This window comes from Streptomyces sp. TOM-9 (assembly GCF_056858595.1).
Genome location: NZ_JBXEQB010000001.1, coordinates 7703743 through 7725278, shown reverse-complemented (window position 1 = coordinate 7725278; position 21536 = coordinate 7703743). Strand labels below are relative to the sequence as shown.

The window sequence follows — 21536 nt, the reverse complement described above, 5'->3', positions numbered from 1 at the left end:
AGGATGGGGGAAACGGAGGACACGACCCGCGTTCTTCTCACACCCCGTGACGATTCCCTGCACACGGGCTGCGCCGGGGCCCCGGAGGCGGTGTAATGACCACGTGGTCAGCGACGGCGCGAAAGGACGCAGAGTTCGGGCGCTGTCCGCCGAGCTCGCGCTCAAAACGCTCCGATCCGACCTTGGCCAGTCCGCCCGCCTGCGATCCGTCATCGAACAGGCGCTGGTCTTCACCGGTGCGACCCACGTCGCCGTGTACGCGCCCTCGGAGACCGGCGGGGAGTTGTGCCTGGTCGCCTCGGCCGGGGTGCCGCGCGCCCTGCACGGGCTGCGCCAGAGCTACGCGACGGACGGCGGTTCCCCCATGGCCGTCTCCGTGCGCCAGGACCGCGTGGTGTCCGCGGGGCCCGCGGAGGTCGCCCGGCTGACGGGGAACGGGTCGCCGGAGCCGCTGGAGGTCTCGCTGACCGCGCTGCCGCTGCGGGCGGACCATGTGTGCGTCGGCTGCCTGGTGGCGGTCACGGACCAGCCCGGGGGCTTCGACACGGAGGACCGGCAGCGCCTGGAACTGTTCGCCACCGCGATCGGCCACCCCGGCCCCACGCCCGGCGACGCGTGCGGCGACGCCGACCCGATGGCCGGGGCGGAGTCACGGGGCACCGGGTTCACCCTCGACATGGACACCGGCTGGATCAACGTGGGCGACGACGTGCTCACCCTGTTCGGCCTGGAGCCCTCGGCGTTCGACGGCCGGGTGGAGACCCTGCTCGCGCTGACCCTCCCCGAGGACCTGCCCGCGCTGATGTCGGTGGTGGAGGCCGGGCACATGGCCACCGGCGACCGCGAGCTGGAGTTCCGCATCCGCCGGCCCTCCGGGGAACTGCGCTGGCTACGGCTGCGCGGGCGGGTGCTGTTCGCCCCGGACGGCCGCCCCGTACGGCTGCTGGGCACGGTAGGGGACGCCTCACGGATGCGCGCCGGGGTCAACGACGTGGGCCGGGTGCAGCAGCTCGCCGCCGACCTGGCCAACGCCGCGACCGTACGGGACGTCAGCGCGGTGGTGGTGACGGCGCTGCGCCGCCCGCTGAACGCCGACCGGGTCGCGCTCGCCGAACTGGAGAACGACCGGCTGGTGGTCACCGTCCTCGACCCTGCGGACCCCTCCGCGTGGCCCGAGGTGTGGCGCACCGAATGGCGTTCGGAATGGCCGGACGCACCGACCCGGGCCATGCCCACGCTGGCGACCGCGCTGCGCGAGGGCCGGGTCGCCTTCTGGCCGGCCGGGGCACCGCTGGAGTCCACGCTGGCCGGGGTGGGCCCCGGCGGACTCGCGGTGCTGCCGCTCCCCGCGGCCGGACGGGTCGTCGGCTGCTGCCTCATCGGCTGGGACGAGCCCCACGAGTTCGGCGCGGACGAACGCGCCGTGCTGACCGCCGCGGCCGGGCTGGTCGGCCAGGCGCTGGTCCGGGTACGGGCCTTCGACGCCGAGCACGAGCTGGTCGGCACCCTCCAGCGCACCCTGCTGCCGCGCCGGCTCCCGGTGCTGCCGGGCGGCGTCGCGGTCGCCCGGTACCTGCCGACGACCGGCGGGCTGGAGGTCGGCGGCGACTGGTACGACGTCATACCCCTGCACGACCACCACGTCGCCCTCGTCATCGGCGACGTCCAGGGGCACAACGCCGGGGCCGCCACGCTCATGGGCCAGATGCGCACCGCGATCCGCGCCTATGCCGTCGAAGGCCACTCCCCCGACGTCGTCGTGTCGCACGCCAACCGCCTGCTCATGGGTATGGAGACCGACCTCTTCGCGACCTGCTGCTACGTCAGCATCGACATGGAGGAGGGCAGTGCCTGGTGCGTGCGCGCCGGTCACCTGCCCCCGGTGCTGCGGTTCCCGGACGGCACCACCCGGACCGTGGAGGGCGACGGCGGGCCTCCGCTGGGCGTCGTCGACGACGCGGACTTCCCGCTGATCCCGCTGCGGCTGCAGAACGGCACCGTCCTCGCGCTGACCACGGACGGCCTGGTCGAGTCCGCCGAGCTCCCGATGGACGAGGGCATCGCGCGGATGTCGCGCGAGCTGTCCGAGGCCGACCCCTCCCACCTGGGCCGCATGGCCGACGCCCTGCTGAGCGACGCCACCCGCAGCGACGACATCGCGCTGCTGCTGATGCGTTACGACGGCATGGCCGTCAAGCCCGTGCGCGAGAGCTGGACGGTGTGGCGGCTCCCCGACGCCGCCTCGCACGCCCGCCGGTTCACCGCCCGCACGCTGCGTGCGTGGGGGCTCGGCGAGGCGGCCGACACGGTGCTGCTGGTCGTCTCCGAGCTGGTCACCAACGCCCTGGTGCACACCGAGGGCCAGGTCCGTCTGGACATCACGCTCACCGGCGACCGGCTGCGGATCGCCGTGGGCGACGGCTCGCCGCGGACGCCGGTCAAGCCGGCGATCATCAACTGGCACGACACCGGCGGCCGCGGCATCCTCCTCGTCGAGGCGCTGTCGGCGGCCTGGGGCACGATGCCGCTCAGCGGCGGCAAGCAGGTGTGGTGCGAGATCCCCGTCCACCCCCCGCACGTCGAGCCGGGCAGCGGCAGCTGACGCGAGCTGCCGGGGGTGCGCGCGAGGGACCGGTTGCACGGGCGGCAGTTGCGCCCGGCGCCTGACGCGGCCTGGGGCGACGGCACGCGTCCCCGCCACGAGGTGCCGCCGGCCGGATCCCGTGGGTCCTCGCGCACCGGACGCCTCAGGCCGTCCGCGTCGGCCCACGCGCCGAGACGGCCATGGGAAGCCTCCCGAGGGCAGGAGTCCCCCGCCCGCCGGGGGCAGTCGCGTCGGCGTGAGCGTGGGACGCAGCCCTGACCGGGCGGCGTGCGTCCGCGCCGCGGGGTGTTCCTGCGCCCGGCCGGGGTTCCGACGACGAGGCACTGCCCGCCCCGGCCGGCACGGTGAACCCGACCCGGCCAAGGGCCGGTTCCGGCGGCCCGCGTGTCGCCAGCGCGACGCCCGGAACCCGGCGTGGCGGTTGCGCCGGCGCCTCCGGCCGTCCACGCGGGAGCAGCGCCAGGCCGGGTGGGGGTCGCCTCGGACGACACAGCCCCGGACGGACGCCGCGCCCCGAATCCTGCCCCGGCACGTGTGAGTTACCCCTGTCGGGGGCCACTGGGCACGGCGGCCCGGCCGCGGCAGCCCCGAGCACGGGGCCCGCATCCGCACCACGCGAAGCACCCGCACCGTCACGCGCGGACCGCACGGCCGCTCCGAACCCGCCCCGCACGCAGGCACGTTGCGGCCGGGTCGGACGCCGGCAGCGGGTCCGCGAGGGGCCGGTCGGCTTGGTGCTCCAACCGTGACCTGCAGCACCTCTTCCCGACATGCCGACCAGTCGGTATCGTGCGGCCACCCCGGGGCACCGACGCCCCGGGGCGTACCGGTCGAACCTGCCCGTCCCCCCACCGCGCCCGCACACCCTCGCCACGCAAGCCGCTTGGAGACCGCGCGATGACGTACTACGGCGACACCTGGCACCACCGGCAACCACCGCAGCCCGCACCGGCGCCGGCACCACCACCGCGACCACCCGTGCGGCCCGTCGAGCTCAGGCGGCTGCGTTCGGCCTACCGGCTGCTGCGGCGGGTCTCGGCGCTCACCGCGCTCGGCTACTTCCTGGCCTTCCTCCTGCTCTCCGTGCTCGCGCGGGACACCATGGGCACGAGGGTCGCCGGACAGCTGACGCTGGGCACGCTGATGGGGCTGTCGCAGCTCGCCGTCACGTTCGCGGCGATCCGCTGGTACGAGCGCAGCGCGCGGCGGTCGGTGGACCCGCTGGCGCTGCGCGTACGGCAGCGGGAGACGGCCGACGGGGCCGCCCGGTGAACCGGTTCGCGGCCGCATACGACTCGGGGACGCAGACCGTCGTCCTGCTCTTCTTCACGTTCCTGGTGACCTGCACGCTGCTGCTCAGCGTCTTCGCCGGGCCGGAACGGGACGACCTCGCGGAGTTCTACACGGGCTACCGCACCCTCACCCCGTTCAAGAACGGCCTGGCCATCGCGGGCGACTACATCTCCGCCGCGACCGTCCTCAGCACCACCGGCATCATCGCGCTCTTCGGCTACGACGGCTTCGTGCTGGCGACCAGCACCGGCATGTCGCTGGTGGTGCTGATGTTCCTGCTCGCCGAACCCCTGCGCAACGCGGGGCGGTTCACCATGGGCGACGTCCTCGCCCGTACGATGCGCGGCCGGTCCGTGCGGATCGCCGCCAGCGTGGTCACCCTGGCCGCGTGCCTGCCGTTCCTCATCGTGCAACTGTCGGGGGCGGGTTCGCTGCTCACCGCCATCCTGGACATCCACCTCGACGGTGCGCGCACGGTCTCCATTGCCATGATCGGCACCTTGATGGTCGTCTACGCGGCGATGGGCGGGATGCGGGGCACGGCGCTCATCCAGATCATCAAGATCGTGATGCTGCTGGGCAGTAGCGCCGTGGTCGCCGCGCTCGTCATGAGCCGCTTCGGCTGGAGCGCGGACGCCCTGCTGCGTGCCGCGCAGGCGGGCAGCGGGGCCGGCGAGGCGTACCTGCGGCAGGGCCTGGAGCTGGGGCGGACCACCGAGGGGAAGCTGGACTTCATCGGGCTGCAGCTCACGGTCGTCCTCGGGGTGGCCTGCCTGCCGCACGTGACGATGCGTCTGTACTCGGCGCCCGACGCCCCCGCCGTGCGCCGCTCGATGTCCTGGGCGGTCGGCGCGGTCACCACGTTCTGCCTGCTGGGCACGGTCATGGGGGCGGGCGCGGCCGCCATGGTCGGCGCCCGGCTGATCACGGGTGCCGACCCCGAGGGCCGTACGTCGGTGCTGATGCTGGCCCGGGCGTTCGGGGAGGCCGCGCCGTCGATCGGCGAGACGCTGCTGTACGCCGCCGTCTGCGGGACGGTGTTCGTGACGCTGCTGTCGTCGGTGTCGGGACTGACCCTCGCCGCGGCCTCGTCACTGGCGCACGACCTGTTCGGGCACGCGATGCGCGACGGGCGGGCCGCCCCGCGCACCGAACTGGCGGTGGCCCGCTGGGCGGCCGTGGGTGTCGGCGCGGCGGCGGTGGCCCTGGCCGCGCTGGTCCAGGACTGGAACGTCGCCGTCATGACGACGACCGCGCTGGCGATCGGCGCCTCGGCGGTGGCGCCGGCCCTCACGTACTCGTTGTTCTGGCGGGGCTTCGGCCGCACCGGCCTGCTGGCCGCGCTGTACGGCGGCACGGGGTGCGTCCTGCTGCTGACGGTGTTCTCCACGGCGGTGTCCGGCGGTCCCACGGCGCTCTTCCCGGACCGTGACTTCCACTGGTTCCCGCTGCAGACCGCCGGGTTGGTGTCCATCCCCTTCGGCTTCCTCGCCGGCTGGCTCGGCAGCCGCTACGACCGGCGGCGCCGCGATGGGACGGCCGCCGAGAGCCGGCGGCGCTACGAGGCGGGCGAGGCACGGCTGCTGGCGGGCGCCGGCTAGCTCAACTCCCCGTCGCCGGGGGCTTGTCAGCGCTTCGGACAGGGCTCACCCTCAGTCGGAACCGAATCCGATTCTGATTCGGTCGGGCTGGGAGGAGACCTCCCGGACGGCAGGCCGGCCCGCCGCCGGAGCGCCGGGCCGCCCGCGCGATCCGGTCCCCGTTCCCGATCCCCGTCCCCGACCCCTGCCCCCTCGTCCCGTACCACCCCGCCGAACTCCCAAGGAAGGGTGCCTGGTGGAAAGCCTCCTGCGCATCGACGGACTCGAGGTCTCCTTCGGAGGCCTGTCCGCGCTCGATGCGGTGTCCCTGTCGGTCCGGCCGGGCGAAGTGCTCGGCGTCATCGGGCCCAACGGGGCCGGAAAGACGACCCTGTTCAACGCGGTGTGCGGCTTCGTACGCCCGGCCGCCGGGACGCTGCACTGGCAGGACCGGGCACTGCCTTGGCCTCGGCCGCACCAGCTGGCCCGGCTCGGCATCGCCAGGACCCTGCAGGGTCTCGGGCTGTTCCCCCGGCTGACCGTGCTGGAGAACGTCATGGTCGGGGCGACCCGGCACGCGCGGGCGGGCTTCACCTCCGCCCTGCTGGGCCTGCCCCGCTCGGACCGCGACGAGCGCTTGCTGCGTCACCGTTCGCTGGCCGTCCTGCGCGAGCTCGGCGCGGAGGACGCCGCCGGCCGGCTCCCCGGCGAACTCCCCTACGGAGTGCAGAAGCAGGTGGCGCTCGCCCGGGCGCTGGCAGGTGAGCCGCGGCTGCTGCTGCTCGACGAACCGGCCTCGGGGCTGTCCGAGGACGGCATGCGCGACCTGGGCGAGGTCATCTCGGGGCTGCGCGAACGGATGTCGGTCATCCTCGTCGAGCACCACATGGACCTGGTCATGCGGGTCTGCGACCGGGTCCTGGTCCTCGACTTCGGCAAGGTCATCGCCTACGGCACCCCGGACGAGGTGCGCGACGACCCGCTGGTGACCGAGGCGTACCTCGGCGACGAGGTCACCGAGGGGACACCGGCGCCAGCCGACACCGCGGCACCGGCGGCGCCCGGTGCACGAGAGGAGTCCTCCCGTGCTTGAGGTCCGCGAACTCGCCGTCTCCTACGGCATGGTGCGGGCCCTGGACGAGGTGTCCCTCACCGTGGACCAGGGCAGCATCACCGCCGTACTCGGGGCCAACGGCGCCGGCAAGACCACGCTGCTGCGCACCGTCAACGGGCTCGTCCGGCCCCGCTCCGGCAGCGTCCTGCTCGACGGCACCGACATCACCCGGCTGCCCGTCGAGGAGGTCGTACGGCTGGGCCTGGCCCATGTGCCGGAGGGCCGCGGGGTCATCACCGAGCTGACCGTCCACGACAACCTCCGGCTGGGCGTCCTGTGGCGGAACCGGCGCGAGCGCAGGGCGCTGCAGTCCACCGGTCTGGAGGAGGTCTACGCCCTCTTCCCCGCGCTGGCCGAGCGGCGCGCACGGCTCGCGGAGACGCTCTCCGGCGGCGAACGGCAGATGCTCGCCATCGGCAGGGCGCTGATGACCCGGCCGCGGCTGCTGCTGCTCGACGAGCCGTCGCTGGGGCTCGCTCCCCGGGTCACCGCGCAGATCCTCGCGGTCCTGCGGGAGTTGCGGGAGCGGCAGGGGCTCACCGTGCTCCTGGTGGAGCAGAACGCGCGCAGCGCCCTGTCCGTCGCGGACCACGGCGTCGTGCTGAACCTGGGGCGGGTGGTCGCGTCCGACGCGGCCGCGAGCCTCGCCACCGCGGACGACCTCCGCCACGCCTATCTGGGGTTCTGAATGTACTTCATCAATCTGACACTGGGCGGGGTGAGCAGCGGCATCGTCTATGCCGCGGTCGCGCTCGCCCTGGTGCTCATCTGGCGGGCGACCCGGATCGTCAACTTCGCCCAGGGCGGCATGCTGATGATCACGACCTTCGTCGCCCTCGGCGTGATCAACGCGACCGGTTCGTACTGGCTCGGGCTGCTGGCCGCCCTCGTCTCGGGGTTCGTTCTGGGGGCGGTCGTGGAGCGGGTGCTGGTCCGCCCGGTCGAGAACGGGCCGCCGATGAACGCGGTGATCGTCACCCTCGGACTGCTGCTGTTCCTGCAGGCGGTGGCCGGGATGGTGTGGGGCGGCTCGCCGCGCTCCTTCCCGCCGCTGCTCGGCATCAAGGGCTTCACGGTGGGCGGCGCGAGGCTGCTGCTGTCGCCCTCGGACCTGTTCGTCATCGGGGCCGTGCTCGTGGTGATGGCGCTGCTCGTGCTGCTCTTCAGGGTCACCCCGGTGGGGCTGCGGATGCGGGCGGCGGCGTTCTCCCCCGAGGTGGCCCGGATGTTCGGGGTGCGGGTCGGGCGGGTGCTCACGCTGGGCTGGGCGCTGGCGGGGGCGGTCGGGGCGCTCGCCGGGGTCCTCGTGGCGCCGGCGACCTTCGTCGGGCCCAACCAGTTCGACGCGGTCCTGGTGTTCGGCTTCGCCGCCGCCGTCGTCGGGGGGCTGGACAGCCCGCCGGGTGCGGTGGTCGGCGGGCTCGTGGTCGGGCTCACCCTCTCCTACGTCTCGGGGTACCTGGGGTCCGAGGTCGCGCTGCTGGGCGCGCTGGCGGTGTTGATGACGGTGCTGATGATCAGGCCCAACGGCCTGTTCTCGCGGACCTCCGTGCGACGGGTGTGAGGGGCTCATGACCGAGACGACCGACACGAAGGACCTGCGGTCCCCGCTGGGGGGCCCGGCCGCGACCGGCCTGAGCGCCCGGCTGAGGGGGCCGATGGACCGCACCGCGGTACGGCACCTGGTGCCCGCGCTGCTCGGGCTGCTGGTGGTCTGCGCCGTCAGCGCCCTGCTGTCGCCGTACCAGAACCTGGAGGTCGCCGGCGTCGCCACCTACGTGTGCGCGGTCGCCGGGCTGACCGTCCTGACCGGGACCAACGGCCAGATCTCGCTGGGCCACGGCGCGCTGATGGCGGTCGGCGCCTACGGGACCGGTCTGTTCCTCACCGAACTGGGCTGGTCGCTGGCCGTCTCGCTGCTGGCGGGCACGGCGGTGACGGCCGCCCTGGGCGCGCTGGTGGGCGCCGCGGCGGCGCGGCTGCAGGGCCCGTACCTCGCGGGCGCGACCCTCACCCTGGCCGTCGGGCTGCCGGCGCTCGCGAACTACCGGCACCTGACCGATCTGCTCGGCGGCGAGAACGGGCTCGTGGTGGCCTCGCCGCCGCCGCCCGAGGCGCTGGGCCCGTACTTCCCGCTGGAGCGCTGGCAGGCCTGGGTCTGCGTGCTGTGCGCGGTGGTCGTGCTGGTGTTCCTCGCCGACCTCGGGCGCAGCCGCGTCGGCCGGTCGTGGCGGGCGATCCGGGACGACGAGGTCTCCGCGGCGCTGGCCGGCATCCACGTGGCGCGCCTGCGGGTGCTCGCCTTCGTGGTCAGCGCGGCCTGCGCGGGGCTGGGCGGCGGGCTCCTCGCGGTGGTCAGTTCGCTGGCCGCGCCCGGGGCGTTCCCGCTGGCGCTCTCCCTGTCCCTGCTGACGGCGGCGGTGCTCGGCGGGCTCGGCAGCCTGGCGGGCGCCGTGTACGGCTCGGTGCTCCTGGTCCTGCTGCCCAACTGGACGGGCGACGTGGCGGACGCCCTGCACCTGTCCCGGGGCTTCTACGCGAACCTGCCGCTCGCCCTCTACGGCCTCGCCCTCGTCCTGTCGATGCTCCTGTTCCCGCAGGGGATCCACGGGGCCCTCATCCGTCTGGTCCGGCGGCTCCGCACGCGGGGCTCCGGTACCTGACCGCCGGTATCCCGTTCCCCCGGCCACCGGCACGTCACCTGAAATCCGTCCAACACCCACCGAATCCGATTCGGTTCCAGGAGGGGTCATGAGAAGAAGTCACCGACACGGCCTGCGCCTTCGCGGCGGCGCCGCGCTGGCCGTGCTGGCCTTGGTGCTCACCGCCTGTTCCGACGGCTCCGGCAGCGGTTCCGCCGCGCCGGGCGTCACCAAGGACAGCATCGTCATCGGCAGCCACCAGCCGCTCACCGGCCCGGCGGCGCCGGGGTACAGCAACGTCTCGGCGGGCGCGAAGGCGTACTTCGACCACGTCAACGCCAAGGGCGGGGTCAACGGCCGGAAGATCGAGTTCAAGTACAAGGACGACGCGTACAACCCGACCCAGACGGTGAAGGTCACCAAGGAACTCGTCCTGGAGGACAAGATCTTCGCGATGGTGGGCGGTCTCGGCACGCCGACCCACACCAAGGTGGTCGACTACCTCAACAGCCGCCGCGTGCCCGACCTGTTCGTCTCCTCCGGCTGCCGCTGCTGGGACGAGCCCGAAAAGCACCCGCAGACCTTCGGCTGGCAGCCGGACTACCTCGTCGAGGGCAAGATCCTCGGCCAGTACATCAAGGAGAACTTCGCCGGCAAGAAGGTCGCCTACTTCTACCAGGGCGACGACTTCGGCAAGGACGGCGTCGAGGGCCTGGACCAGTACATCCCCAAGGAGTCGGTGGTCAGCCGGCAGAGCTACCAGCCCGGCGGCACCGACATCGCCCCGCAGGTCACGGCGATCGCCCAGTCCAAGGCGGACGTGGTGGTGCTGTTCACCATCCCGACGTACACCGCGCTGTTCAAGCTCACCTCGCTCAAGCTCCAGTACGACCCGCAGATGGTGGTGACCAACGTCGGCTCCGACCCGACCACCCTGGCGGGCCTGCTGCAGTCCTTCGCCAAGCAGGCGGGCGGCACGGCCGACCCGGCGGCGCTCATGGACGGCATCATCACCGACACCTACATGCCGCCGACGACCGACACGTCCAACAGCTGGATCAAGCTGTTCCGCGAGGTCCACGACAAGTACATCCCCAAGCTGCCCTTCGACGGCAACGTCGAGTTCGGGATGTCCATGGCCTACACCTTCGTCCAGGCACTGCAGGGCGCCGGGGAGAACCCGACGCGGGAGTCGCTGGTGAAGGCCGTGGAGAAGGGCGGCTTCACCGGGCCCGGACTGGTGCCGTTCCGGTTCAGCGCGGACTCGCACGCGGGCTACACCGGGGTCCAGATCGGCATCCTGAAGGGCAGCACCGAGGTCGCCCTGCAGGGCACGCCGCTGGTGACGGACGACGAGCAGGGCGCCATCACGCCGTACACCACGGCACAGCCGCAGGCCCCGGCCGACGGCATCCCGGCGTCCTGAGGGGCGAGGGGTAGTGTGCTGCCCCGCCAGGCAGTGGGTCCACGGCGCGACGCGACCGTGACGGACGGAAGGTCCCGGGATGGGCGACAGACGCGGTGACGAGCTGCTCATCGGCGATCCCGCGGACCTCCCCACCACCGGTGGGGCGTCCGGGCCGGCCCCGGCCCGGACGCCCGGCCGGGCGGCGACCACCCGGCAGGCGCTGCTCAAGGCGGCCCGCGAGGTCTTCGGGGAGTCGGGGTACGCGGCGGCCGGCATCGCCGAGGTGGTCCGCCGCGCGGACGCCAGCGTCGGCGGGCTCTACCACCACTTCGACGGCAAGGTGGACCTCTTCCTGGCCCTGTGGGAGGAGTTCCGCACCGCCCAGGTCCACACCACGGCCCGCGCGGTGGCCCGGCTCCGCGAGAGCGGGGAGGACCGGCCCCGCGCGCTCTTCCTCACCGGCACCCGCGCGTACCTGGAGCACACCTGGGCGCGGCGGGAGATGGCCAGGCTCTTCTACACCGGGGACACCCCGCCGGGCTTCGACCTGCTGGGCCGGCAGAACCTCCGGACCTGGATCAGCCACAACGCGACCCTGCTCGGCATCACGCAGGAGCGGCCGGGCGACCGCGCCCTGCTGATCGCGCTCACGACGACGATCGCCGAGATCGGACGGGAACTCGTCGCCTGCGACGACCCGCGCGAGGCCGCCGACCTCACGGACACCGCCCTGGAACTCATCGGCAGGCTCTGCGACTTCGGGCTGTCGGCCACCGCCGCCGACGCCACCGGCTGAGCCCTTCCGGCCACCGGCCCCGGCGCCCCGCGCGCCGTGGATCCGCCCTGGTCACGGGCGGGCGGAACAGCTCAAGCGCAGGGCTGAACATTACCTTCGGTAAATCTGCACACCGCACACGCGGGCGACATACGCCCGCACGTACGCACGGGACATCCCCCGCCGGTGCGCGCGGTTTGATCCGGAGTGCCCGGTTCCGCAGCCCCGGCGGGAAGCCCGTCTGTGAAGGAATTGCCACCGGGGCGTGGGAAATACGGCACACCGGTGAAGCCGCGGATCCGAACCCAATTCGAACGCGGCAATCTCCAATTGGCCGTCCCACCTGCTCCCATGCTTGTATCCCGTGCCGTGGCGAAGAGGTTGCCCCCCTGATGATTCGCCACATGAAATGTGTTCACACGAAGGGAAACCCCCCATGGACTTCACCCCCCAGGTTGAGACCCGCGAGATCTCCGACGCGGACCTGGACAACGTCTCCGGCGGTCTCGTGGGCGGCCTCGTGGCCAACGCCACCGGCACCGTCGAGTCGATCGCCCCGGTCGCCGGCACCGTGTCCGGTGTCGTCGGCACCGTCGAGGGCCTCTCCGGTGTCAACACCGGCGCCGTGACCGGCCTGGCCACCGGCCTGATCGCGGGTCTCTGAGACTGATGGATCCGCGGGTCCCGGAGGCCTCCCTTCCGGGACCCGCGGACGCCATTGCGGCCTTGTGTCCCAATGGCGAGGGATGCGGCTGAGGGAAGAGTTCCGTGCAGTTTCGCCAAAAGGCCCTTGCCAAGCTCCAGTCACCGGAAGAACTCGATCTACCGGTGCGATTCGCGCGCCCGCAGGGCCGTCTCGTGCTCTCCGTCGTCATTCTCGTGATGGCCGCCGCGAGTTCCTGGGCGGTAAACGGTTCCGTGTCCTCGAAATTGAGCGCACCCGGAATCATCGGCTACGGACAGGGCAGTTACGTCCTGCAGAGTCCGGTCGCCGGACAGGTCACCCGGGTCCTCGCCGAGGAAGGGGAGCGCCTGCCCGCCGACGCCCCGCTGCTCAGCGTGCGCACACCGCGCGGCGACACCGTCGTCCGGACCGTGGCCGCGGGCCGGGTCAGCGCCCTGGTGGCCTCGATCGGCACCGTCGTCACCGTCGGCTCGGACGTGGCGACCGTCGAACGCGCAGCCCGCACCGGCGACCCGCTCGTCGCGACCCTCTACGTCCCGGCGACCGGCGCCTCCTCGGTGCCGGTGGGCGCCGCGGTGGACCTCGCCGTCGAGTCCGCGCCCCAGGCCCGGTACGGGGTGCTGCGCGGCCATGTGCGGGCCGTCGGCCGCACCTCGCGCACCGCCCGGCAGATCGCCGCCGACCTCGGCGACCCGCAACTCGCCGCGCAACTCACCCGAGCGGGACGCCCGGTGGCCGTCGTCGTGACGCTCGACGCCTCCTCCCGCACCCCGACCGGCTACCGCTGGTCCAAGGGCGACGGCCCCTCGTACGAGCTGGACTCCATGACCCTGGCCACCGGCGCCGTCCACCTGGCCGCACAGCGCCCGATCGATTGGCTGCTCCCTTGACCGCGCCCGCCCGGCCCCAGCAGCGGCCGCTGCCGCCCGCCGGCCGCCGCAGACACCGCCCCGAGCCCGCACGCACCCGCCGGCAGCGGCCGGGCCGCAGGCCCCGCAGCGTCCGCACCCCCACCGTGCTGCAGATGGAGGCCGTGGAGTGCGGCGCGGCCTCCCTGGCGATGGTGCTGGGCCACTACGGCCGGCACGTACCGCTGGAGGAACTGCGCATCGCCTGCGGCGTCTCCCGCGACGGCTCCCGCGCCAGCAACCTGCTGAAGGCGGCCCGCGGCTACGGCCTGCAGGCCAAGGGCATGCAGATGGAGACCGCGGCCCTGACCGAGGTGCGCGCCCCGGCCGTCCTCTTCTGGGAGTTCAACCACTACGTCGTCTACGACGGCATGGGCCGCCGCCTCGGCAGGCGCGGCGTCCACGTCAACGACCCCGACAAGGGGCGGCGGTTCGTGCCCCTGGAGGACTTCGACACCAGCTTCACCGGAGTCGTGCTGACCTTCGAGCCGGGCCCGGACTTCCACCGCGGCGGCCGCAGGCCCGGCGTCCTCGGCGCCCTCCCGGCCCGGCTGCGCGGCACCAGCGGCACCATGCTCGCCGCGCTGGTGGCCAGCCTCCTGCTGGTCGCGGTCGGGGCCGCGCTGCCCGCGCTCAGCCGCACGTACATCGACCTGTTCCTGATCGGCGACCAGACCTCGCTCCTGGGCACGCTGTTCGCGTCGATGGCCGCGCTGGTGGCGCTCACCGCCGCGCTCACCGCGGTCCAGCAGTCCAACCTGCTGCGCGGCCGCATCATCTCCTCCACCCTCGGCAGCGCCCGCTTCCTGCGCCACCTGCTGCGGCTGCCGGTCACCTTCTTCACCCAGCGCAACCCGGCCGACCTCGTACAGCGCCTGCAGTCCAACGACGCCGTCGCCGAGACCCTCGCCCGCGACCTGGCCGCCGCGGCCGTCGACGGCGTCGTCGTCGTGCTCTACGCGCTGCTGATGTGGACGTACGACCCGCAACTCACCGTCCTCGGGGTGGGGATCGCCCTGCTCAACGCCGTCGCCATGCGCGTGGTGACACGGCTGCGGGCCACCCGGACGCAGAAGCTGCGCGCCGACAGCGCCCGGCTCACCAACACCTCGTACACCGGCCTGCAGTTGATCGAGACGATGAAGGCCACCGGCGGCGAGAACGGCTACTTCCGCCGCTGGGCCGGACAGCACGCCGCCACCCTGGAGGAGCAGCAGCGGCTCGGCGTGCCCAGCGCCTGGCTGTCGGTCGTCGCCCCGACCCTCGCGACGCTCAACAGCGCGCTCATCTTGTGGATCGGCGGGCTGCGGGCGGTGGAGGGGCACATCTCGATCGGCCTGCTCGTCGCCTTCCAGTCCCTGGTCGTCCGGTTCACCGCGCCCATCACCCGCCTCAACGGCGTCGCGGGCCGCATCCAGGACTTCGCCGCCGACGTGGTGCGGCTCAAGGACGTCGAGAACTTCCCCGTCGACTCGCTGTACGCGCGCCCCGAGTCCGGGGCGAGCACCCGCCGGCTGAAGGGCCACGTCACGCTGGAGGACGTCACCTTCGGCTACAGCCCCCTCGACAAGCCGCTGCTGTCCGGCTTCTCACTGTCCGTCGCGCCCGGCCGCCAGGTCGCGCTCGTCGGCGGCTCCGGCAGCGGCAAGTCCACCGTCTCCCGGCTGATCGCGGGGCTCTACAGCCCGTGGGAGGGCACGATCCGCATCGACGGGCAGCGCCTGGAGGACATCCCGCGCGGGTCCCTGGCCGCCTCCGTCTCCTTCGTCGACCAGGACGTCTTCCTCTTCGAGGGCACGGTGCGCGACAACGTCGCGCTGTGGGACCCCTCCATCCCCGACGGGGACGTCGAGGCCGCGCTGCGCGACGCCTGCCTGTACGAGGTCGTCGCCCGCCGCCCCGGCGGCGTCCACAGTCACGTCGAGCAGGACGGCCGCAACTTCTCCGGCGGGCAGCGGCAGCGGCTGGAGATCGCCCGGGCCCTGGTCCGGCGGCCCAGCGTGCTGGTGCTCGACGAGGTGACCAGCGCCCTCGACGCGGAGACCGAGCAGGTCATCATCGACAACCTGCGCCGCCGCGGCTGCGCCTGCGTGGTGATCGCGCACCGGCTCAGCACGGTCCGCGACAGCGACGAGATCGTCGTCCTCGACCACGGCACGGTCGTCGAGCGCGGACGCCACGAGGAGCTGATCGCGGCGGGCGGCGCGTACGCCGCCCTGGTCAAGGAGCACTGACGTGATCCCCGTACAGCCCGGCACCGCCACCGGCGATCCGGTCCTGACCGCCCTCGGCGGGCTCGGGGGCCCCGTCGACTGCACCGGCCTGCGCAGCCTGCCCCTGGAGGGCCCGCACGTGCTGTGGCTCGTGGTGGCCGGCGCCCTCGACCTGTTCGCGGTCGACGCCGCCCAGCAGGGCCACTGGCACTACCTGGGCCGCCTGGAACCCGGCGCCCTCCTCCTCGGCCCGGTCGAGGGGCCCCGGCACACCCTCGTCGGACGCCCGCTGCAGGGCTGCTTCCTGCGCCGCGTCCCGCTGCGCGAGCTGTACCGGCCACCCCACCCGCACCAGGCGGCGCACGGCGACGGCTGGGCGCAGCAGGGCCCGTACGGCGCCGGCCACGACACCCAGGAACTCGCCCTCAGCCTGCTCGAGCACGCCTTCGCGCTCGGTGTCGGGCGCAGCCAGCGGGTGCTCTACGAGGCCCCGCTGACCGGCCGCACCACGGACGGCGAGCACGTCGCCGACGACGACATCCTGTGGCTGCCGGTCCTGCCGGGCAGCGTGCAGTACGGCGCCGCGTACTCCGCGGACGCGGCGGGCGACCTGCTCCTCGACGGCGCGATGTGGCAGAGCATGGTCAACCAGCAGTACCGGCTGCTGTCGACGCTGGACGGCTGGATCGAAGGCCTGGAGCGCGCCCACGAGGACCGCACGGCCGCGGGCATCAGGGCTGGGGAGGCCGTCCGCGAGCAGGCCGACCGCGATCTGCTGGCCTCCATCGCCACCTCCCGCAAGGCCCCCGCGCGTACCGCCGAGGCCTCCGACGACACGACGTACGCCGTCTGCCGGCAGGTCGCCGAGGCCGCCGGGATCACCCTCACCCCGCCGTCGCGCAGCGGGGCGGTCAGCGACCGCATGGACCCGGTCGAGCGGGTCGCCGTCACCTCCGGCATCCGCACCCGCCCGGTACGGCTCGACGGCGCCTGGTGGCGGGAGAACACCGGCCCCCTGGTCGGCCGGCGCGCCGCGTCCGGCGCGCCGGTGGCCCTGCTGTGGCGGCGCGGCGGCTACGAGGCGGTCGGGCCCGGCGGCAGCAGCCGCGTGCGGGTCGCCGACCACAACGCGGAGGACTTCGAGGAGCGTGCGGTCATGCTCTACCGGCCGCTCCCCGAACGGGGCACCGGGCTGATGCGGCTGCTGCGCTTCAGCCTCCGGGGCTCGGCGGGCGATCTGCGCAACCTCGTCCTGAGCAGCCTCGTCACCGTGGGCCTCGGTGCTTTCGTGCCCATCGCGACCGGACAGGTGCTGGGCACCTACGTACCCGACGCGGAGACCGGGCTGATCGTCCAGGCCGCCCTGGCCGTCGTCGTCACCGGCCTGGTGTGCGCCGTCTTCATGCTGATGCAGAACCTCACCGTGCTGCGCATTGAGGGCCGCATCGAGGCCACCTTGCAGCCCGCCGTGTGGGACCGTCTGCTGCGCCTGCCGACCGGGTTCTTCGCCGGCCGCTCGACCGGCGAGCTCGCCAGTGCCGCGATGGGCATCAGCGCCATCCGCCGGGTGCTCGCCGGGGTGGGCCCGGTCGCCGTCCAGGCGACGACGGTCGGCGCGATGAACCTCGTCCTGCTGCTCCTGTACAGCGTCCCGCTCGCGCTCGCCGCCCTCGGCATGCTCGTCGTCATCGGGGCCCTGCTCCTCGGCCTCGGGCTGTGGGAACTGCGCTGGCAGCGACGGCTGGTGGTGCTCGGCAACAAGCTGAACAACGAGGCCTTCCAGACCCTGCGCGGCCTGCCCAAGCTCCGCGTCGCCGCCGCCGAGAGCTTCGCCTACGCCGCCTGGGCCCGCCGCTTCGCCCGCAGCCGCGAACTCCAGCAGCGGGCGGGCCGCATCAAGAACATCACCACCGTGCTCAACGCGGTCTACCTGCCGCTGTGCTCCCTCATCATGTTCATGCTGCTGGCCGGCCCGGCCCGGGGCTCGCTGTCCGCGTCCGGCTTCCTCACCTTCAGCACCGCCATGACGATGCTGCTGACCTCGGTCACCCAGCTCACCGGGGCGCTGCTGTCGGCCGCGGCGGTGCTGCCGATGTACGAGCAGGTCAAGCCGATCCTCGACGAGACCCCAGAGGTGCGCGGCGGCAGCACCCAGCCGGGCGTCCTGTCCGGCGCGATCGAGGCCCGCAACCTCTCCTTCCGCTACTCCGGCGACGGCCCGCTCGTCCTCGACGACGTCTCCCTGCGGGTCGGGCCCGGCGAGTTCGTGGCGATCGTCGGCCCCAGCGGCTGCGGCAAGTCCACCCTGCTGCGCCTGCTCATCGGCTTCGACAGGCCGGCCTCCGGCAGCGTCCTGTACGACGGCCAGGACCTGGCCGCGCTCGACCAGGGCGCGGTCCGCCGGCAGTGCGGCGTGGTGCTGCAGAACGCCCAGCCGTTCACCGGCTCGATCCTCGACTGCATCTGCGGCGCCGAGGTCCACACCCAGGAGGAGGCGATGGAGGCCGCCGCCATGGCCGGCCTCGCCGAGGACATCAAGCGCATGCCCATGGGCCTGCACACCATGATCGCGGGCGGGAGCACCATCTCCGGCGGCCAGCGCCAGCGCCTGATGATCGCCCAGGCCCTGATCCGGCGGCCCCGCATCCTCTTCCTCGACGAGGCCACCAGCGCCCTCGACAACGAGACCCAGCGCACCGTCATCGACAGCACCCGGCGGCTGCGCGCCAGCCGCGTCGTGATCGCCCACCGGCTCTCCACCGTCATGGACGCCGACCGCGTCGTCGTCATGGAGGACGGCCGCGTCGTCGAGGAGGGCCGCCCCGCCGACCTGCTGGCGAACCCCGGCGGCCGGCTGCACGAGCTGGTCCGGCGTCAGATGAGCTAGATCAGGCGCTCTGCTGGTGCACTCGGTCACCCGTGAACGTGCTCACGGTGTCGGCATCCCGACACCTGTCTGCAAAACGACAGGCAGTCGGGTGCGGACGTCGCCCAGGGCCTCGGCAACGTGCCGCCCCCCGGGAACCCCGCGATCAGCACCCAGGTGCGCGGAACGAACCGCCGCCGCCCGTATCCGAGTTCGCGCTGTTCAGGGCCCTGAGAGGCTCGACTCCCCGCACCTCGGCGATCGACCGGGCGCCCTTCCCGTCGCGGGGAACTCACCGCGACGCGGCGGCGAATGACCCCCCAACAGACGGCCGAGGCAACGCCGGGCGGGACGGATCGTCATTCGAATGTGATCTTCGCGTGATCGGTTGGAGGTTGGGTGTGACGGACATTCACACCGTTAACTTCATGGGAGGAGACTCGTGGTCACGAGCGCGAGCCTTCGACGACGACGACGCCGCATCGTCGCGGCGTCGGCAATCACTGTTTTCGCCACCATATTCAGCGGCTTGGGGAACATCGGGCCGGCCGCGGCACAGACCGGCGCTCCGCTGCCGGACCTGAGGCTGGGCCAGTACGACCACTCCCGAGCCGCCCTCACGGGCGGTGGCGCCCTGCACACCGCCGCGCAGCCCGGAACCATCAAGGGCCAGTACGTCGTGCGGCTGCGAGAGGCGCCGGTCACGTCGTACACGGGCGGAGTCAAGGGACTCGCGGCCACGAGGCCGGTGGCCGGGCAGGAACTCCAGCCTCATTCGGCCGCGGCCGAGAAGTACCGCAAGCACCTGGGCGAGGCGCAGAGCGACGTGCTCGGCGACTTCGGCGTACGGGCGCAGCGGACCTACACCACCGCCTTCAACGGCTTCGCCGCCAAGCTGACCGGCGCGCAGGCCGGCGAACTCTCCAAGGACCCGCGCGTCGCGGCGGTCACCCCGGCCCGTCTCGTGAAGGCCGACGCGGCGACGACCGGGACAACGCAGGCGGCGCAGCCCCCGACACAGGCGCCGACGGGTAGGGCTCCGCAGACCGCGACGCAGACCAAGCCGGCTCACGGCTCCGATGTGGTCATCGGCGTGATCGACACCGGCATCTGGCCGGAGAGCGCCTCCTTCGCCGCCACCATGCCGCGGCCGGCGGGCTGGCACGGCACTTGCCAGACCGGTGAGGGCTTCCCCGCCGGCGCCTGCAACGGCAAGATCGTCGGCGCCCGATACTTCGCCGACGGGTGGCTCAGCGCCTACGGCTCGCTCCCCGACGGGGAGACCCTCTCGGCGCGAGACATGAACGGACACGGCACCCACACCGCCTCCACCGCGGCGGGTCTTCCCGTCAAGCACGCGATGGTCCTCGGGCACGACTACGGCGCGATCTCCGGAGTGGCGCCCGACGCGCGGATCGCCGTGTACAAGGCCCTTTGGGGCGGCTCGGGCACGGACGCCGACATCATCGCGGCGATCGACGCGGCGGTGGCCGACGGTGTCCAGGTCATCAACTACTCGATCGGCAACTCGATGGGCGACTACCAGCCCAACAGCCCGATCGGGGACGCCTTCCTCAACGCGTACCTCGCCGGCGTCTTCGTCGCCGCGGCGGCCGGCAACGACGGCATGTCCGGAATGGTCAGCAACGCCGAACCATGGGTGACCACGGTGGGCGCGACGGTGGAGCGTTCCCACGAGGCGACCGTGCGGCTCGGCGACGGCACCCGCATCGTCGGCACGTCGATGGACCAGCTGCCGTCCCGTCGCGGCACCCCCATCGTCTTCGCCGACCAGGCCGGATCGCTCGACGACGGCGCACAGTACTGCTGGTCGGGAAGTCTCGACCCCGCCAAGGTCAAGGGCAAGATCGTGGCCTGCGACTTCATCGACCCCGTCGACGCGGTGGCGACGGTCAAGGCCGCCGGCGGTGTCGGCGTGGTGCTGTTCCAGTCGACCGGCAACACCCGGCTCAACGTGATCTACGACTTCCCGACCGTCTACCTGTGGAGCGCCGAACAGGCGGGCAAGCTCTTCAACTACCTGTGGGCGCACCGTACCGACGGGACCGCGTCGCTGGTCGAGGGCGGCGACGGCAGCAGCCTCGTGGGACTGCCGAGCGTGGCCGGCCTCTCGTCGTACGGCCCCGACCAGGTCCACACCGGACTGCAGAAGCCCGACCTCGTCGCGGACGGCATCGACGTGGTGGCGGCGGTGTCGCCGATGGACGGCGGGCGTCTCTTCGACGCGTACTCGGGTACCTCCATGGCGGCCCCGCACGTGGCCGGCATGGCCGCGCTGCTGCGCGCCCGGCACCCGAAGTGGTCGCCCGGCGCGACCGCCTCGGCCCTGCGCACCACCGCCACCGACACCAAGGGCACGGCCGGCCCGCTGCAGCAGGGCTCCGGCATGCCCCGTACCCCGTCCGCCGACGACCCGGGCCTGGTGATCGAGCCTTCCGCAGCCGAACTGACCGCCTTCGCTTCCGCGGCGACTCCGGACGGCAAGGAGATCAACCTGCCCTCGATCGCGCTGCGCGAGTACGACGGGACGAAGCCGGTGCGCCTCACGCGTCGGCTGACCAACGTCGGCACGCGAACCGAGACGTACACGGCGCACGTCGACGGGCTGGCCGGTATGAAGGTGACGGTCAGCCCCCGGACGATCTCGGTGAAGCCCGGTGCCACCGCCACGGTGACCATCACGCTGGAGCGCGGCACCGCGACCTGGGACCGCTACACCACCGGTTCACTGGTGTTCACGAGCGCCAAGCACCGGGTGCGGCTGACCGTCGCCGGCCGTCCGTGGGGCTTCACGCCGCGGCCGTACGACGACACGGGAATCGAGTTCGGCCGCACCGGCGGCCAGGGCCAAGGCTTCCTGGAGCCCGGCTTCACCGGCCCGCTGACCGGCCGCACCACCGGGTACACCCCCGTGACCTGGACGGACAAGAAGCTCACGACCTCCGTCAGCGGCGGCGTCTTCTCCCCCGGCGGGGTGGGCACCCAAGGCACGAAGATCACCGTGCCGCGCGGCGCGGCCGGACTCGTCGTGCAGACGGCCTCGGACGACCCCAACACCAATCTCGACCTGTACCTCTACAAGGACGGCAAGCTGGTCGACCGAAGCTGGGCGTCATGGCACAGCAACGAGCGCAGCGTCCGGTTCTTCCCCGAACCCGGCGTCTACACCGCCTACGTGCACGCCCAGACGGCCACGTCACCCGACATTCCCTACCGGCTCGGGGTGACCGTCATCCCTGAGAAGGCCGACCGGCGCAACGCCACCTTGACCACACCGTCCGCGGTGCAGCGGGGCGGGAACGCGCAGGTGACACTGAACCCGGTGGGCCCGCAGCCCGACGTCGAGCAGTGGGCGTACACCGAGTTCCGCACCGGCCGAACCGTCGTACCCGGCCTGCTGATCAGTTCCCGCTGACCGCAGTCCGA

General features: G+C 72.9%; 14 protein-coding genes. All 14 read left to right on the top strand.

All coding sequences use genetic code 11. From position 1 onward, the window contains the following. Window positions 1-103 precede the first annotated feature (103 nt). A complete protein-coding gene (locus AC1VWI_RS35555) occupies window positions 104-2602 on the top strand; it encodes a SpoIIE family protein phosphatase (RefSeq protein ID WP_499515123.1) in 2499 nt (832 codons plus the stop codon). 900 nt (window positions 2603-3502) lie between these two features. Then, complete coding sequence (locus AC1VWI_RS35550) at window positions 3503-3877, top strand: DUF485 domain-containing protein (RefSeq protein ID WP_499515122.1); 375 nt, start codon at window positions 3503-3505, stop codon at window positions 3875-3877. Then, window positions 3874-5499: a sodium/solute symporter gene (locus AC1VWI_RS35545; RefSeq protein WP_499515121.1), complete on the top strand. Its 1626-nt coding sequence runs from the start codon at window positions 3874-3876 to the stop codon at window positions 5497-5499. Before AC1VWI_RS35550 ends, AC1VWI_RS35545 begins: the two co-directional genes overlap by 4 nt. A 235-nt stretch (window positions 5500-5734) precedes the next feature. Then, window positions 5735-6571 (top strand): ABC transporter ATP-binding protein, encoded by an 837-nt coding sequence (locus AC1VWI_RS35540; RefSeq protein ID WP_499515120.1) that lies wholly within the window; start codon window positions 5735-5737, stop codon window positions 6569-6571. Then, window positions 6564-7280 (top strand): ABC transporter ATP-binding protein, encoded by a 717-nt coding sequence (locus AC1VWI_RS35535; protein ID WP_499515119.1) that lies wholly within the window; start codon window positions 6564-6566, stop codon window positions 7278-7280. Before AC1VWI_RS35540 ends, AC1VWI_RS35535 begins: the two co-directional genes overlap by 8 nt. A 30-nt stretch (window positions 7281-7310) precedes the next feature. After that, window positions 7311-8156, top strand: a complete 846-nt coding sequence (locus AC1VWI_RS35530) for a branched-chain amino acid ABC transporter permease (RefSeq protein ID WP_499515118.1) — start codon at window positions 7311-7313, stop codon at window positions 8154-8156. Between the two features lie 7 nt (window positions 8157-8163). Continuing rightward, a complete protein-coding gene (locus AC1VWI_RS35525; protein ID WP_499515117.1) occupies window positions 8164-9255 on the top strand; it encodes a branched-chain amino acid ABC transporter permease in 1092 nt (363 codons plus the stop codon). A gap of 88 nt (window positions 9256-9343) precedes the next feature. Then, window positions 9344-10660, top strand: coding sequence for an ABC transporter substrate-binding protein (locus tag AC1VWI_RS35520; protein ID WP_499515116.1), 1317 nt, complete (start codon window positions 9344-9346; stop codon window positions 10658-10660). A 79-nt stretch (window positions 10661-10739) separates the two neighbouring features. After that, window positions 10740-11438, top strand: coding sequence for a TetR/AcrR family transcriptional regulator (locus AC1VWI_RS35515; protein ID WP_499515115.1), 699 nt, complete (start codon window positions 10740-10742; stop codon window positions 11436-11438). A gap of 415 nt (window positions 11439-11853) precedes the next feature. After that, window positions 11854-12081: a type A2 lantipeptide gene (locus tag AC1VWI_RS35510; RefSeq protein ID WP_499515114.1), complete on the top strand. Its 228-nt coding sequence runs from the start codon at window positions 11854-11856 to the stop codon at window positions 12079-12081. A 104-nt stretch (window positions 12082-12185) separates the two neighbouring features. Next, entirely contained in the window at window positions 12186-12992 is an 807-nt protein-coding gene (locus AC1VWI_RS35505; protein ID WP_499515113.1) for a hypothetical protein, read from the top strand. Then, window positions 12989-15244: an NHLP family bacteriocin export ABC transporter peptidase/permease/ATPase subunit gene (locus tag AC1VWI_RS35500; protein WP_499515112.1), complete on the top strand. Its 2256-nt coding sequence runs from the start codon at window positions 12989-12991 to the stop codon at window positions 15242-15244. Before AC1VWI_RS35505 ends, AC1VWI_RS35500 begins: the two co-directional genes overlap by 4 nt. A gap of 1 nt (window position 15245) precedes the next feature. After that, window positions 15246-18110, top strand: coding sequence for an NHLP bacteriocin export ABC transporter permease/ATPase subunit (locus AC1VWI_RS35495; protein ID WP_499515111.1), 2865 nt, complete (start codon window positions 15246-15248; stop codon window positions 18108-18110). Between the two features lie 508 nt (window positions 18111-18618). Next, the gene (locus AC1VWI_RS35490) at window positions 18619-21525 is read left to right on the top strand and encodes a S8 family serine peptidase (protein ID WP_499515110.1); all 2907 of its coding nucleotides are present in this window, start codon (window positions 18619-18621) and stop codon (window positions 21523-21525) included. Window positions 21526-21536 lie beyond the last annotated feature (11 nt).

Bases quoted from the DNA above. Each gene is read 5' to 3' on its own strand.
- AC1VWI_RS35550 (WP_499515122.1), top strand. From the start codon at position 3,503: ATGACGTACTACGGCGACACCTGGCACCACCGGCAACCACCGCAGCCC.
- AC1VWI_RS35525 (WP_499515117.1), top strand. From the start codon at position 8,164: ATGACCGAGACGACCGACACGAAGGACCTGCGGTCCCCGCTGGGGGGC.
- AC1VWI_RS35520 (WP_499515116.1), top strand. From the start codon at position 9,344: ATGAGAAGAAGTCACCGACACGGCCTGCGCCTTCGCGGCGGCGCCGCG.
- AC1VWI_RS35515 (WP_499515115.1), top strand. From the start codon at position 10,740: ATGGGCGACAGACGCGGTGACGAGCTGCTCATCGGCGATCCCGCGGAC.
- AC1VWI_RS35510 (WP_499515114.1), top strand. From the start codon at position 11,854: ATGGACTTCACCCCCCAGGTTGAGACCCGCGAGATCTCCGACGCGGAC.